This window comes from Kitasatospora phosalacinea (assembly GCF_000717185.1).
GTDB classification, from domain to species: Bacteria; Actinomycetota; Actinomycetes; order Streptomycetales; family Streptomycetaceae; genus Kitasatospora; species Kitasatospora phosalacinea_A.
Genome location: NZ_JNYE01000080.1, coordinates 20,480 through 36,401, shown reverse-complemented (window position 1 = coordinate 36,401; position 15,922 = coordinate 20,480). Strand labels below are relative to the sequence as shown.

At 76.4% G+C, this 15,922-nt stretch carries 5 protein-coding genes and 1 pseudogene; all 6 read right to left on the bottom strand.

Features of this window, described 5'->3' with window-relative positions; translation table 11 throughout:
• A pseudogene (locus tag OO57_RS38680) lies at positions 1–4,592 on the bottom strand (beta-ketoacyl synthase N-terminal-like domain-containing protein); the annotation flags it as partial.
• Between the two features lie 76 nt (positions 4,593–4,668).
• Complete coding sequence (locus tag OO57_RS28070; protein WP_033255482.1) at positions 4,669–5,124, bottom strand: nuclear transport factor 2 family protein; 456 nt, start codon at positions 5,122–5,124, stop codon at positions 4,669–4,671.
• A 36-nt stretch (positions 5,125–5,160) separates the two neighbouring features.
• A complete protein-coding gene (locus tag OO57_RS28065; RefSeq protein WP_033255481.1) occupies positions 5,161–6,036 on the bottom strand; it encodes an SDR family oxidoreductase in 876 nt (291 codons plus the stop codon).
• 16 nt (positions 6,037–6,052) lie between these two features.
• Positions 6,053–7,402, bottom strand: a complete 1,350-nt coding sequence (locus tag OO57_RS28060) for a phthiocerol/phthiodiolone dimycocerosyl transferase family protein (protein ID WP_033255480.1) — start codon at positions 7,400–7,402, stop codon at positions 6,053–6,055.
• Positions 7,399–8,598, bottom strand: coding sequence for an FAD-dependent monooxygenase (locus OO57_RS28055; protein WP_033255479.1), 1,200 nt, complete (start codon positions 8,596–8,598; stop codon positions 7,399–7,401). Before OO57_RS28055 ends, OO57_RS28060 begins: the two co-directional genes overlap by 4 nt.
• Complete coding sequence (locus OO57_RS28050) at positions 8,595–15,884, bottom strand: non-ribosomal peptide synthetase (protein ID WP_051778333.1); 7,290 nt, start codon at positions 15,882–15,884, stop codon at positions 8,595–8,597. Before OO57_RS28050 ends, OO57_RS28055 begins: the two co-directional genes overlap by 4 nt.
• Positions 15,885–15,922: the final 38 nt, after the last annotated feature.

Sequence of the window (15,922 nt, the reverse complement as noted above, 5' to 3'; positions counted from 1 at the left end):
GGGGGTGAATGCGGCGCAGACCTCGTCGAGGGTTTGGGCGAAGACGGGGTGGGTGTCGTAGAGCTCGCGGCCCATGCCCGGACGCTGACTCCCCTGGCCCGAGAACACGAACGCGGTCTTCCCCGGCCGCCGCACCTCCCCGGTGCGGACGGCGGGCCCGCCTTCGCCCGCCGCCAGGCGGTCGAGCCCCGCGAGCAACTCCGCGCGGCCCGTACCGATCACTGCCGCGCGGTGGCCGAGCGCGGCCCGGGTGGTGGCCAGGGCGTGCGCCACGTCCTCCGGGGCGGCCGCGTCCTCGGCGAGCCGGGCGCGCAGCCGCCCGGCCTGCGCCCGCAGCGCGGCGGGTGAACCGGCGGAGAGCAGCCAGGCCACGGGGCGGCCGGAGTCGGCGGGTGCTTCGGAGGCGGGCTCGGGTGCGGGTTCGGGCTGGGGCTCGGGCTGGGGCTGGGGTTGGGGTTCGGGTTCGGGTGCTTCGAGGATGAGGTGGGCGTTGGTGCCGCTGATGCCGAAGGAGGAGACGGCGGCGCGGCGCGGAGAGCCGGTCTTCTCCCACGGGGCGGCCTCGGACAGCAGCCGGATCCGCCCGCCGGTCCAGTCGACGTGCGGGGTGGGCCGGTCGGCGTGCAGGGTCTGGGGGAGGACGCCGTGCTGCATGGCGAGGATCATCTTGATGGCGCCCGCGACGCCCGCGGCGGCCTGGCTGTGCCCGGGTGCCGTGGGCTTCGACGGCGTCGATGTCGGCGGGGGTGAGGCCCGAGGCGGTGAGGGCCTGGTGGATGACGCGTTGCTGGGCGGGGCCGTTGGGGGCCGTGAGGCCGTTGGAGGCGCCGTCCTGGTTGATCGCCGATCCGCGGATGAGGGCGAGGACGGGGTGGCCGTTGGCGCGGGCGTCCGAGAGGCGTTCGAGCAGGAGCAGTCCGGCGCCTTCGGCCCAGCCGGTGCCGTCGGCGTCGGCGGAGAAGGCCTTGCAGCGGCCGTCGGCGGCGAGGCCGCGTTGGCGGCTGAACTCGATGAAGGTGCCGGGGGTGGACATGACGGTGACGCCGCCCGCGAGGGCGAGGGTGCACTCGCCCTGGCGCAGGGCCTGGGCGGCGAGGTGCATGGCCACCAGCGAGGAGGAGCAGGCGGTGTCGACCGAGACGGCGGGGCCCTCCAGGCCGAGGGTGTAGGCGATCCGGCCCGACGCCACGCTGCAAGACGCCGGTGCGGCTGCCGCGCAGCGAGGTCGGGTCGATCCCGGCGCGTTCGACGGCCTCCCAGGCGGTCTCCAGCAGCAGGCGCTGCTGCGGGTCGACGGCGAGCGCCTCGCGCGGGGCGATGCCGAAGAACTCGGCGTCGAAGCGGTCGGCGTCGTGCAGGAAGCCGCCGCGGCGGGCGTACGAGGTCTCGGCGACCAGTTGCCACAGCTCCTCGGGGCTGGTGATGCCGCCCGGGTAGCGGCAGCCGATGCCGATCACCGCGATCGGCTCGTCGTCGGCGGCGGGGCGGTCCTGCGGCGCGGTGGGCGTCAACTCATCGGTCGAGCCGAGGAGTTCGGTGTGCAGGCGGTCGGCGAGGGCCGCCACCGTGGGGTGGTCGAACACCACGGACGAGGGCAGTTGCAGGCCGGTGGTCTCGTTCAGGAGGTTGCGCAGTTCCACCGCGCTCAGCGAGCCGAAGCCCAGCGCCTTGAACGGCACGTCGGTGTCGAAGGGTTCGGCGCCGGGCCGTTGGACGACCGCGGCGGCGGCCGAGTCGACGAGGTCGAGCAGCAGGCGTCGGCGGGCCGCCCCGTCCAGGCCCGCGAGGCGCTGCCGGAGTGCGCCGGTGGCCCCGTCCGGGTCCGGGCCTGCGGTGGTGCCGTCGGTCAGGGCGGTCAGGGTGGTCAGGGTGGTCAGGGTGGTCAGGTCGCGGCCGGGGGCGCCCTGGCGGGTGCGTCCGGCGGGGTCGGGCCAGTAGCGGCGGCGCTGGAAGGCGTAGGTGGGCAGGGCGCAGGGGCGGGTGCCGGCGGGGAAGAGCGCGGCGGGGTGCCAGGTGGCGCCCGCGGTGTGGAGGTGGGCGAGTGCGGTGACGGCGCTGCGGGCCTCGGGGCGGTCGGCCTGCAGGGCGGAGGTGGTGAGGGCGCGGCGGCCGCGTTCCTCCAGGGTGGCGGCGACGGCCTGGGTGAGGACGGGGGCGGGGGAGAGTTCGAGGTAGGCGGTGACGCCCGCGTCGTCGAGGGCGCGGACGCCGTCGGCGAAGCGGACGGTGGCGCGGACGTGCCGGACCCAGTACTCGGGGGTGGCCAGTTCGTCGGTGGCGGGGCGGCCGGTGACGTTGGAGACGACCGGGATGCGCGGCGGGGCGTAGTCGAGGGCGGCGGCGACCTGGCGGAACTCGTCCAGGACGCGGTCCATGTGCGGGGAGTGCGCGGCGACGGTGACGGCGATCCGCTTGGTCTTGCGGCCCCGTGCGCGCCAGTCGGCGCAGACCGCGAGGACGGCGTCCTCGTCGCCCGAGACCACCGTCCCGTCGGGGGAGTTGACGGCGGCGACGGACAGCGCGGCGGCGTGCTCGCCGAGGTGCCGGAGCACCTCCTCCTCGCTCGCCTGGACGGCGGCCATGGCGCCGCCCGCGCAGGACTGGAGCAGCCGGGCGCGTTCGACGGCGAGGGTGCAGACGTCGGCGAGGGAGAGGACGCCCGCGACGTGGGCGGCGGTCAGTTCGCCCATGGAGTGGCCGGTGACGTAGTCCGGGACGACGCCCCAGCTCTCGTAGAGCCGGTAGAGGGCGATCTCGACGGCCATCAGGGCGGGCAGCGCGTAGTCGGTGCGGTCGAGCAGCGCGGCCTCGGGGCTGCCGGGCTCGGCGTGGATCAACTCCCGTACCGGGACGTCGAGTCGGCGGTCGATCAGATCGCAGGCGGCGTCGAAGGCCGCCGCGAACACCGGGTGGGCGGCGTGCAGTTCGCGCCCCATGCCGAGGCGTTGGCTGCCGCCGCCGCCGAACAGGACGGCGAGCCCGCCGTCCGCCCGGGTGCCGGTGACGGTGTGCGCGGACGGGGTGCCGTCGGCCAACGCCCGCAGCCCGCCGAGGAGTTCGGGCAGGTCGGTGCCGATGACGGCGGCGCGCCGGTCGAAGGCGGTGCGGGTGGTGGCGAGGGCCAGGCCGACCTCCGCCGGGCGGGTGCCGGGCGCCTGCTCCAGGTGGTCGGCGAGCCGGGCGGCCTGGGCGCGCAGGGCGGCGTCGGTGCGGGCGGACAGCACCCAGGGCAGCGGCGCGGACGGCTCGGCGGGAGCGGGGGGCGCGGGAGCGGCGGGGGTCTCCGCGGCGGCGGGCGGACCGCCCAGCACGACGTGGCAGTTGGTGCCGCCCACGCCGATCGAGCTGACCCCGGCGAGCAGTGGCGCGTCCGCGGCCGGCCAGGGCCCGAGGCCGTCCTGGACGCGCAGCCGCAGCTCGTCCAGCGCGATCGCCGGGTTGGGCGTCTCGTAGTGCAGGCTGGGCGGCAGTTCGCGGTGGCGGATGCTCAGGGCGACCTTGAGCAGGCCGACGATGCCCGCCGCGCCCTCCAGGTGGCCGATGTTGGTCTTGACCGAGCCGACCCGCAGCGGCCGGTCGGCGGGGCGGCCCGGGGCGGTGACGGTGCCGATCGCGCGGGCCTCGACCGGGTCGCCGACGGCGGTGCCGGTGCCGTGCAGTTCGAGGTACTGCAGTGCGGCGGGGTCGACGCCGGCCCGGCGGCAGGCGGCCCGGACCACGGCGCTGTGGGTCTCGGCGGCGGGGGTGGTCAGGCCGTCGGTGGCGCCGTCGTTGTTGACGGCGCTGCCCCGGATCACGCAGTACACCGGGTCGCCCGCGGCCAGCGCGGCGGACAGCGGCTTGAGGACGAGGACGGCGCCGCCCTCGCCGCGCACGGTGCCGTTGGCGCGGGCGTCGAAGACCTGGCAGCGGCCGTCGGGCGAGAGCGCGCCCAGCCGGGCCAGGGCGAGGGCGCTCTCCGGGAGGAGGTTGAGGTTGACGCCGCCCGCGAGGGCCACCGACGACTCGCCGCCGCGCAGGCTCGCGCAGGCGGCGTGCACCGCGACCAGCGAGGAGGACTGGGCGCTGTCCAGCACGACGCTGGGGCCGCGCAGCCCGAGCGCGTACGAGACCCGGTTGGCGATGAGGCCGCGCTGCCGCCCGGTCAGGCTGTACTGGTCGAGGGCGCCGGGGCCGTACTCGTGCAGCAGGCGGGCGTAGTCGTCCCAGATGGCGCCGACGAACACGCCGGTGGCGCTGCCGGCCAGGTCGGCGGGCAGGATCCGGGCGTCCTCCAGGGCCTCCCAGGCGAGTTCGAGCAGCAGGCGCTGCTGCGGGTCCATGCCGAGGGCCTCGCCGGGCGAGACGCCGAAGAAGGCGGCGTCGAACCCGTCGACGCCGTCGAGGAACCCGCCGCGGCGGACCTCCTCGGGCACCCGGTCGCCCCAGCGGCCCGGCGGCACCTCCCCCACCGCGTCCGTCCCGCTGCGCAGCAGGTGCCAGAAGGCGGCGGGGTCGCCCGCCCCGGGCAGTCTGCAGGCCGCGCCGACCACGGCGATCGGCTCGTTCGGCGTCGTCCGGTCCGGGGTGCCTGCGCGGTGCTGCTCGGTCATGCGTCTGCCTGTCCTCGGGTCGGGGCGGGTCGGGGCGGGTCGGGGCGGGTGCGGTGGGGGCGGGGGCCGGGGGCGGTCAGCCCTGGGCGAGGGCCTGCAGGGCCTGCTTCCAGGGGAGTTCGCCGCCCGCGGCCTCCATGACCAGCCAGGGGTTCCAGAAGTCGCGGTAGTGGGCGATCCGGCCCTGCGCGTCGAAGCGGACCACCGACAGGTAGGTCTGGTGGTAGCGGCCGCCGGTGGCGCGCAGCGTGCACTCGCCGGTGAAGGCGGCGATGACGAGTCCGTCCCCGGCGGTGGGGTAGAACTCGGGCGCGGAGAACTCGACCTCCAGCTGCTGGCCGAACAGGCCCATCTGGGCCAGGAGTTCGGCGCGGCCCTGCATCCGGGGCGGGAACCCCCAGGCGGGGTACGGGAATTCGAGGACGCCGTCCTCGGCGAACAGGTCGACCCACTCCTCGATCTTGCCGTCGGCCAGCAGCTGCACGCTGCGGGCGAACAGGTCCTGGAGCTCCTGCGGGGTGGTGGCGGTCATGCCGGTGTTCCTCTCTGCGAGGGTCAGGGGTGGGGTTCAGTCGACGGGGGCGGTGATGCCGCCGAAGACCCGGTCGATCGCCCGGTCGGGCAGCAGCCGGGCCAGCAACCGGCCGCCGGTGGCGTCCCGGCCGACGCCGTAGCGCGTCCTGGGCCGCTTGGCGACCAGGGCCCGGAAGACGGTGCGGGCGATGTCGTCGGGGGTGATCCGGCTGTCGCGGGCCGAGGACTCGTTGCGCGCCATGAAGCGCAGGAAGGTGTCGCGGTACAGCGCGCGCACCGGTTCGGGCACCCCGGCCAGCGCCCGGTTGCCGTCGGCCGACATCTTGTCCCAGATCGGGGTCATGACGGCCCCGGGCTGGACCACCGAGACGGGGATCCGCTGCGGGGCGAGCTCGCGGCGCAGCGCGTCGCTGAGCGCCTCCTTGGCGAACTGGGCGGCCGCGTACGCGCCCAGGTACGGGATGGCGACGTTGCCCAGGCCCGAGGTGACGTTGACGATCCGGCCCGCGCCCGCCCGGACCAGCGGCAGGAAGCCCTGGATCACCAGGAGCTGGCCGGTGACGTTGGTGTCGAGCTGGCGGCGCATCAGCTCGGCGGGCACGCACTCCAGCGGCGCGGTGACGGCGATGCCCGCGTTGTTGACCAGGCCCCACAGGCCGTCCGGGCCGGTCAGTTCGGTGACCTCCCGGACGGCGGCGCGCACCGAGGCCTCGTCGGTGACGTCGAGGATCACCGGGGTGATCCCGGGGGAGCGCAGCCGCTCCCCGTCCTCGGGGCGGCGGACGGCGGCGAACACCCGGAAGCCGACCCGGGCCAGGTGGCGGGCGCAGGCCTCGCCCAGGCCGGAGGAGGCTCCGGTGACGACCACGGCCCGGCCCCCGGGCGGGCGCGGCCCTGCTGCTTTCGACACGTGCTTCCCTCCGGTCTCAGGCGGACTTCGCGGCGGACAGGACCGCGTCCAGCGACGCGTCGGCGATCCGCCGGGCGCGTTCCGCGGTGACGGCGTCCGCGACGTGGGTGAAGTTCCAGGCCATCCGTCCGTGGCTGGTGTTGACGGTGCCGCAGTACAGGGCGTTGACCGACAGGCCCGCGACGAACTCGGCCCGGGACAGCTGCCAGGGCCCGATCGCGGCCGGGAAGTCGTGCCGTCCGATGTTGGACAGGCACAGGGTCATCGGGCCCTTCTCCTCCATGAACCGCAGGAAGCGGCCGCTCTTCTCCACCGACTTCGGCGAGACCAGCCCCATCGCGGCGATCGCGGCCAGCTGCTCGCCGCGCGAGCGGCGCCGGGCGACGTCCCGGCTGATGGTGCGGGCCGCCGCCCACAGCGGGGCGCCGGGGCGGTGGTCGACGACGGTCGGCACCGAGGCGACGTACGTGCCGATCTCGCGGCCGGTCACCTGCGGCACCAGCCGGTCGCGGAAGTTCACCGGCGAGCCGATCATGACCGGTCCGGCGGGGAGGCCGGCGTCCTCGGCGACGGCGGCGACCATCGCGGCGGCGAGCGCGCCGTGCACGGTGGTCCGCTCGCGGCGGCAGGCCGCGATCAGGTCGGCGAGCTGGTCGGCGGAGAGCTCGCGGTGCAGCAGCCGGGTGGTGCGCTCCGCGAACGGGACGCGGCGCCCGGCCTCCATCCGGCGCGGCTTCAGCTTCCGGGCGGCGCCCTGGTCGGCGAGCTGCTGGGCCAGCACCCGGCGCAGCCCGGAGAAGCCGCGGTAGGCGGGCGGCAGCAGCGACTCGGGGGCGGGCAGGGCGCGTTCGGCGCCGGGGTCGATCCCGGCGCCCGGCCCGGCGGCCCGGAGTTCGGCGGCCAGTTCGATCCACTGCTGGAGCACGGTCAGCACGGTGGTGCCGTCGGCGACGCAGTGCGGCATGGTGACCACCAGGTCGTGGGCGTCCCCGGCGCTGAGCACCGCGGCCCGGACCAGCGGCCCCTCGCGCCAGTCGACGGGGGTGGCGAGCTCCTGCTCGTCGACCAGCCGCTCCCAGGCGTCGCCGAGCGCGGCGACCGGCTCCACCCGCAGCGGCACGGGCCGCCCCGGGGCGGGCACGAACCTCGGGTGGCGGCCCGCCCGGTCGGCCCGGATCGCGACCCGCAGCAGCGGGTGCCGCCGCTGGAGCGCGTCCAGGGCCCGGGCGAGCAGTTCCTCGGTGAGCGGCCCGGCGACCCGGACGTGGCCGATCACGTTGAGCGGGGAGATCTGGTCGCAGACCCAGTACCAGCGCTCCAGCGGGCTGAGCGGGCGCGAGCCGCCCGGGGCGGCGGGCCGGTTCACGCCGCCCCCCGGGAGGTGCTCGGCGCGGTGGCGCGGACGGCGGGGAAGTCCAGGTACTCGGCGTTCTGCTTGTCCATCACCGAGGCCGGGGCGAAGCGGAAGAACAGGTCGCGGCCGAGGACGCGCAGCGGCTGCTCGCTCTGCTCCAGCAGGTTGAGCGCGTGCGCCCCCTCGACGATCCTCCGGGTGCGGGGCAGCCGCTCCCGCTCGTAGCCGCGCAGGCCCTGCTGCGGGTCCGCGGCGGCGGCGAGGTGGTGGGCGAGCACCACCGCGTCCTCGACCGCCATGCAGGCGCCCTGGCCGAGGCTGGTCATCATCGGGTGGGCGGCGTCGCCCAGCAGGGTGACCGGGCCCTCGCCCCAGCGTTCGCTGAACGCCCGGTCGCGGGCCGGGAAGGCGGTGATCTGCTCGAACGGGGTGGCGCGGACGGCGGCCTGCACCTCGTCCGCCCAGCCGGCGTAGGCCCGTTCGATCTCGGCCTTGTCGCCGCGCCAGTCGCGGGCCCGCTCGGCGGGCATGTTCTTGGTGCCCCACCAGTAGACCTCGCCGCCGCCGATGTTGGCGATGCCGAAGCGCTTGCCGCGGCCCCAGTAGTGGGCGCCGTACTGCTTGGTGATCCGGGGGTGGGAGAACGCGGGCGTCGCCACCCAGCACACCGAGCCGGTCTCGCGCGGCTGCTCGGGGCCGAGCAGCTGGCGGCGGACCGCCGAGTGGAAGCCGTCCGCGCCGATCAGCACGTCGCCGCGGGCCCGCCGCCCGTCCGCGAAGGTGACCTTCACGCCGTCGCCGTCCGGTTCGTAGCCGGTGGCGGCCGCGCCGAGGTGGACCGGGCAGTCGCCGATCTCCTTGAGCAGCAGCTGCTGCAGCAGGGTGCGGGTGATGCCGAAGCTGGGGGCGCCGAGCCGGGCGCAGACCTCCTTGAACCGCAGGGTGCGGATCAACTTGCCCCGGGTGGTGCGGAAGTGCAGCTCCTCGAGGATCTCGGCCCGCTGCTCCAGCTGCAGGTCGATGTCGAGGGTGCGCAGGGCGAGCACGGCGTTGGTCATCAGGGAGATCGCGCTGCCCGCGGGGCGCAGTTCGCGGGCCCGCTCGTAGACCTCCACGTCCAGGCCGACCCGGCGCAGGGCGGCGGCGGCGGTCAGGCCGCCGATGCCCGCGCCGACCACGATCGCCTTCCTGGCTCTGCGAGTTGTCACTGTGCTGTCCCTTCGTGGGCGTGGCTGGGGCTCCGGTCGTGCTGCGCCCGGCGCCGCCCGGCCATGACGTCGGCGATGATCGCGCCGACGTCGTGGACGAACGGCTCGTCCAGGAGCAGCAGGTGGTCGCCCCCGACGTCGACGACGTCGATCCGGCCGCCGGTGAGGGTGGCCCAGCCGTTGGCGGGGGCGTCGTGCAGGGTGCGGGCGGCGCCGTGCATCGGGCGCAGCACGTCGGGGAGCGGCGCGGTGGCCTTGACCAGGGTCACGTCGACCGGGTCGAGCGGGGGCTGGTAGTCGCGCAGCGACGCCCAGTTGGCCTTGTAGACCTCGAACATCCGGCGGACGGTGGTGCGGGCGCTGTGCGCCGGGACGATGCCGACCTCGGCGGCGCGGGCGGCGATGAAGTCGAGCCGCTCCTCGTCGTCGGCGAGCTCCGCGGGGATCCGCTCGACGGGGGCGCTGCCGCCCCGGTCGACCCAGATCAGCTCCCAGAAGAACCACTCCATCATGGCCTGCTCGGCGACGTCGGGGCGGTCGCCCGGGGTCGGGGCGATCGAGTCCAGCACGACCACCTCGGCGACCTGCTCCGGCGCCTCGCGGTGCAGTTGGCGGGCCATCTCGAAGGCCACGAAGCCGCCGAACGACCAGCCGCCCAGGTGGTACGGGCCCTCGGGCTGCACCCGGCGGAGCGCCGCCAGGTAGCTCGCGGCCAGCCCCTCCATCGTCTCCACCGGCTCGGTGCCGGGCTCGGCGCCGCCCGCCTGCAGGGCGTACAGCGGCTGGTCCGCGGGCAGGTGCCGGGCCAGGCGGACGTAGCAGAGCACGTTGCCGCCGAGCGGGTGGACCAGGAACAGCGGGGGCCGGTCGCCGGTGGTGCGGATCGGCACCACCGGGTCGAAGGCGGCGACGGCCTCCGTGGAGCGCAGCCGCTCCGCGAGCCGGGCCACCGTCGGCGCGGCGACGAAGGCGGTCAGCGGGACGTGCACCCCGAACCGCTTCTCGATGTTGACGACCAGCCGCATCGCGGTCAGCGAGGTGCCGCCGTGCTCGAAGAAGTCGTCGTGCACCCCGAACCCGGGCCGGCCCAGCAGCTCGCCGAAGATGTCGGCCAGCGCCCGCTCGTACCCGTCCCGCGGGAGGGTCCCCGCGGCGGCGGGGCCGCGCTCGGGCTCGATCCGGCGCAGCGCCGCGTCGTCGCGCTTGCCGCTGGGGGTGAGCGGCAGCCGCTCCAGCCAGGACAGCTGCGAGGGCACCATGTAGTCGGGCAGGACGGCGCGCAGCCGCTTGCGGACCTCCTCCAGGTCCTCCGGGCGGCCCGTGCCGACCAGGAAGCCGACCAGCGCCGAGTCGGTGCCGTCCCCGCGGCGGCGGGCCACCACGGCGGCGCCGCGCAGGCCCGGGACGTCCTCGGCCACCGCGGTGATCGCGATCTCCACCTCGGCGGGCTCGACCCGGAAGCCGCGGACCTTCACCTGGTTGTCGGCCCGGCCCAGCCAGACGGTGTCCCCGTCCGGCAGCACCCGGCCGACGTCGCCGGTGCGGTACAGCCGCGCCCCCGGCCGGGTCGGGTGCGGGACGAAGCGCTCCTCGGTCAGGTCGGGCCGCCCCCGGTAGCCGAGGGCCAGGCAGGCGCCGCCCAGGTACAGCTCGCCCTGGACGCCGGTGGGCACCGGGCGCAGCCGCTCGTCCAGGACGTGGATCTCGGCGCCGTCGATGGCGGTGCCGATCGAGGGCAGCGCGGGCCAGCGGGCCGGGTCGCCGTCGAGCAGCCGGGCGCTGGCGATGTTCGTCTCGGTCGGCCCGTACTGGTTCTCCAGCAGGGTGCCGGGGCGGGCGGCGCAGAACCGGCGCAGCTCCTCGGTGACGCGCAGCTGCTCGCCGGAGGAGATCAGCACCCGCAGCGCGCGCGGCCGCACGCCCAGCAGCTCGGACGCCTCGGCGATGCCCTGGAGGGCCACGAACGGCATGAACCAGCGCTCGACCTGCTGCTCGTCCATCAGCCGCAGCAGCACCGCCGGGTCGCGCCGGTCGGTGTCGGACACCAGGTGCAGGGTGCCGCCCGCCGCGGTGGTGGAGAAGATCTCCTGGAAGGAGACGTCGAAGCTGAGCGGCGCGAACTGCAGGGTGCGGGCGCCGGGCGCGGCGGTCTCGGCCCGCAGCTGCCACTGCGTGTAGTTCGCCCACAGGCGGTGCGGCAGCTCGACGCCCTTGGGCTCGCCGGAGGAGCCGGAGGTGAACAGCACCAGGCACAGGTCGTCCAGGCCCGGGGACGGCCAGGCCCCGTCGGCGCCGTCGACCGGCTCGGTCAGCGGCACCGACTCGATCGGCAGCACCAGCTCCGGGTCGGGCACCAGGTGCGCGTGCTGCGCGTGCGCGACCACCCGGAACGGCTCGGCGCGCTCGATCATCCGGGCGATCCGCCCGGGCGGGTAGCTGACGTCCAGCGGGACGACGGCCGCGCCGCAGCGCAGGATGCCGAGCACGGTCGCGATCATCTCGGGGGAGCGGTCCAGCGCGACGCCCACCCCGGCGCCGCGCGGCACGCCCAGCGCGCGCAGCCGGCGCGCCACCTGCTCGACGGCGCGGTCGAGTTCGCGGTAGCTCCAGCGCAGTCCGCCGAACACGACGGCCTCGGCGTCGGGCTGCCGCGCCACGGTGGCGGCGAACCGGGCGAGCACGTCGGGCGGTTCGGGGGCCGGGTTGGCGGGCAGCTCGGCGGGCGGCGCCAGGAAGTCGAAGTCCGGTGCGGCGTACGGGTGTTCGACGATCCGGCGGAGGACCGCCAGGTAGCTGTCGGCGAGCAGGTCGGCCTGCACGGCGGTGAACGCCCGGGCGGCGCAGTTGAACCGCAGCCTGGTCCGCCCGTCGCGCGGGTCGGTGACGGCGTTCAGCAGCAGCGCGAAGTTGGTCTCCTCGTACGTGGTCAGGTCGAGCAGGCCGAGGTCGGCGCGCCGCAGCAGCGGCTCCAGGGTGTGCAGCCGGACGTAGGTGAAGGCGGTGTCCAGCAGCGGCGCGCCGCCGCGGTCGTCCTGGACGGCGCTGATCGGGTAGGCCCGGTGCGGGTGCGAGTCGCGCTCCTGGGCGACGACCGCGCGCACCTCCTCCAGCAGGGTCGGCGCACCGGTGCGCAGCCGGAACGGCATCGTGTTGAGGAACAGCCCGGCGGTGCGGTCGGCGCCCGCGACCTCGGGACGGCCGTGGGTGACCAGGCCGGTGGTGACGTCCCCGGTGCGGGCGAGCAGGCGCAGCACCAGGCAGTGCGCGGTGAACAGCACCAGCCGCAGCGGCACGGCGTGCTCGCGGGCGAAGGCGCGCAGCCGCTCGTCCAGCGCCGCGGGCAGCTCCAGGTGCCGCACCACGCCCTCGCCGTCGCCCGGGGGCTCGTACGGCGCGAAGGAGTCCAGCTGGACGAGTGCGGCGCCGTCCAGCAGCTCCCGCCAGTACGCGCGGTGCTCCGGCGCCGCCAGCAGCGCCCGCTCGTCGCGCACGTGCAGGGCGGCGGTGGGCGGCGCGCCGTCCGGGACGGGCGGCAGGTCGGCGCCGCGCAGCGCCAGGTAGTCCTGGAGCAGCTCGGCGACCAGGGTGGCGACGCTCCAGCCGTCCAGGACGGCGTGGTGGAAGCTCAGCACCAGGTCGAGCGAGCCGTCGCGGACGTGCGCCCGCAGGTGGTGCAGGCCGGGCCGCTCCGGGTCGTAGGCGTGGAAGCGGCGCTCGGCGACGTGCGCCAGGACGGCCCGCTGCGCCTGCTCCTCGTCCTGGCCGCGCAGGTCGGCGACCGAGAGGGTGCCCTCGGCGGCGGGGTGGACCACCTGCAGCGGCTCGGAGTGCCCGCCGAGCGCGAAGGAGGAGCGCAGCACGGGGTGGCGCTCCAGCAGCCGGGCGTGCGCGGTGCGCAGCGCCCGCTCGTCCCAGCCGGTGGCGAGCCGGTAGTGGAACACGTCGTGGTAGACGGCCGAGCGGGCCTCGCCGCTGCTGTGGTAGAGCATGCCGAGCTGGAGGCGGGTCGCGGGGAAGGCGTCCAGCGCGCCGGCGCCGAGCAGCCGGGCCCGGTCGACGCCCGCGACCAGCGCGAACGGCTCCGGGGCGGGGGCCGGGGCGGGCGCGGGCGCCGCGGAGCGGGTGCGGGCCAGGTCGGCGAGGTCGGCGAGGACGGGGTGGCGGGCCAGGTCGGCGAGGCTCAGCTCCAGGCCGCGCTTCTCGGCCTCGGCGCGCACCCGCAGCATCAGGATGGAGTCGCCGCCGAGCGCGAACCAGTGGTCGTGCGCGCCGACCGGCCCGGTGCCGAGCACCTGCTGCCAGACCGCGGCCAGCGTCCGCTCGGTCGCGTCGCGCGGCTCCCGGAAGCCGTCCCCGGTGCGGCCGCCGTCCTGGGGCAGTGCGCGCAGCACGGCGGCCCGGTCGGCCTTGCCGTTGGGGGTCAGCGGGATCCCGGCCAGCCGGACGAACCGCGACGGGACCATGAACTCCGGCAGCTCCACGGCGAGTCGCGCACGGATCAGGGCCGGGTCGAGCTCCTCCTCGGCGTGGTAGCAGCCGACCAGCCGGGTCGCGCCGTCGCGGCCCGCCACGGCCAGCGCGACCGCGCCGCGCACCCCCGGCAGCTCGGCCAGCCGGTGCTCGACCTCGCCCAGCTCGACCCGGTTGCCGCGGACCTTCACCTGCCCGTCGATCCGGCCCAGGTACTCCAGGGAGCCGTCGGCGAGCCGCCGGGCCAGGTCGCCGGTGCGGTAGAACCGCCGGTCGCCGTCCGGGCCGCCGCCGGTGCCGCCGCCGGTGCCGCCGTCCGTGCTGCCGTCAGTGCCGCCGCCGGTGAACGGGTCGGTGCCGAACCGCTCCGCGGTCAGCTCCGGCCGCCCCAGGTAGCCGCGGGCCACGCCCACCCCGCCGATGCACAGCTCGCCCGGCGCGCCGACCGGCTGCGGGTTGTCGTGCCGGTCCAGCACGTACAGCCGCAGGTTGTCGATCGGCCGGCCGATCGGGACCCGGCGCACCGGCCGCGCCGGGTCGTCCGGGCAGTCGTGGAAGGACACGTCGACGGTCGCCTCGGTCGGCCCGTACAGGTTGACCAGCCGGGCGCCGCCCGGGCCGCCCAGCAGCCGGTTGAACCGGTTGACCTGCTCCGGGGGCAGCGCCTCGCCGCTGCAGAACACCAGCCGCAGCGGGGCGGCGTCCTCGCGCAGCTCGGGCTTGCCCTCCAGCAGCTCCAGGAACGGGCCGAACATCGACGGCACGAAGTGCAGCACGCTGACCCGCTGCCGGGCGACGGCCTCCAGCAGCGCCCGCGGGTCCTTCTCCGCGCCGGGCGCCGGGAGGGCCAGCCGGGCGCCCGCGAGGCCCCACCAGAACAGCTCCCAGACCGAGACGTCGAAGGAGGCGGGCGTCTTCTGCAGCAGCACGTCGCCCTCGCCGAGCGGGTAGCGCCGCTGCATCCAGTGCAGCCGGTTGACCACCGAGCGGTGCTCGACCAGGACGCCCTTGGGCCGCCCGGTGGACCCGGAGGTGTACAGGACGTACGCCAGGTCGTCCGGCCCGGCGGCGGCGGGCAGCGGATCGGCGGGGAAGTCCGCCGGCTCGTCCGAGCGCCGCACCGACGCGGCGGTGCCGGGCGGCAGTTCGGGCGCGCCCGGGCCGGTCAGCACGACCTTGGCGCCGCTGTCCGCCAGCAGGAAGCGGATCCGCTCGGCCGGGTACCCGGGGTCGACCGGCACGTACGCGCTGCCGGCCTTCAGCACCGCCAGGACGGCGACCAGCAGCGCCGGGCCGCGCTGCTGCAGCACCGCGACCCGGTCGCCGGTGCCGATCCCGTCGGCCCGCAGCGCCCGGGCCAGCCGGTTGGCGCGGGCGTCGAGCTCGGCGTAGCCGACCGGTGCGCCGCCGCCGTCGGGCAGCAGCGCGACCCGGTCGGGGGTGCGGGCCGCCTGCTCCGCGAACAGGCCGTGCAGCGTCCGGTCGGCCGGGTAGTCGGCGGCCGTGCGGTTGGGCCCCTCCAGCAGGTCGGCGCGCTCCGCCGGGTCGAGCATGGCCAGCTCCGCGAGCGGGAGGTCCGGCGCGTCGAGGGCGTTGAGCACCAGGTTGCGCACGTGCCGGGCCAGCGCCGCGACGGGGAAGTCCTCGTCGAAGACGTCCAGCGCGTGGTCGAGCGAGACCAGCAGCCCGCCGCCGTCCGCGGGTTCGCTGATCGCGACGGCCAGCGCGTCGTGGTCGTGCGCGCGCGTCCCGCCGGTGACCTCCTCGCGCAGGCCGGGCAGCGGGCGCGGCCGGGGCGCCTGCACGTACGAGACGGTGACGTCGAACAGCGTCCGCGGGGCGTGCGCGGGCAGGTCGGCCAGCACCTCGCCCAGCGGCAGCCGCTCGGCCCGCTGCAGGGTGCGCGCACCGGCCTGCACGGCGGCGACCAGCTCGGCGTACGTCAGCTCGCCGGCGGCGCGCACCGGCAGCGGGAGGGTGTTGGCGAAGTGGCCCACCGTGCGGCGCTGCGCCTGGCCGCGGCGGTTGAACAGCGGCACGCCCAGCACCACGTCGTCGACCAGGTGCACCCGGGACAGGTACGCGGCGAACGCGGCCGCGACGAACGCGAACGGCGACTCGCCCCGGGCCCGGATCCGCTCCACGGCCTCCGCGGGCAGCGCGAACGAGTGCCGGGCGCTGTCCCGGGCCCCGCTGGGCGCGCGCCGGGCGAACAGCGGCGGCGCGGCGCCGGCCAGCGCGGCCCGGAAGTGCTCGCGGTCCGCCGCGTGCTGCGCGGAGCCGCGGTACGCCTCCTCGTCCGCCAGGGCGGCCAGGAAGGACGGCGCCGCGGGCTGCGGCTCGCCCGCGTACTCGGCCCGGACCCGCTCCAGGAACAGGTTCAGCCCCCAGGCGTCGGCCAGCACGTGGTGGACCTTCACGTACACGTGGACGGCCGCCGGGCCCTCGCGCAGCAGCGCCAACTCGTACGCGGGCCCGTCCCCGAGGGCGACCGGCCGGTCCTGGGAGTCGGCGATCCAGGCCTCGCAGCGCGCCCGCGGGTCCGCCTCGGCGGAGAAGTCCAGCACCCGGACGGCCGGCTCCCCGTCGACCACCCGCTGCAGCGGCACGCCGTCGCGCTCGGTGAAGCGCAACGCGAAGGCGTCGTGGTGCCGGGCGGCGGCCAGCACGCTCGCGGTGAGCCGCTCCACGTCCACCGGGCCGTCCAGCCGGGACGCCATGAAGAGGTTGAACTGCGGGCGCTCCGGAGCCAGCGCGTGGGCCGCCCAGATGTCCCGCTGGCAGGCCGTCAGCGGGGACCACTCGGTTGATTTCAAGATGACCTCTGATCGGGTTGCCTCGGCGTTCCGTCTCG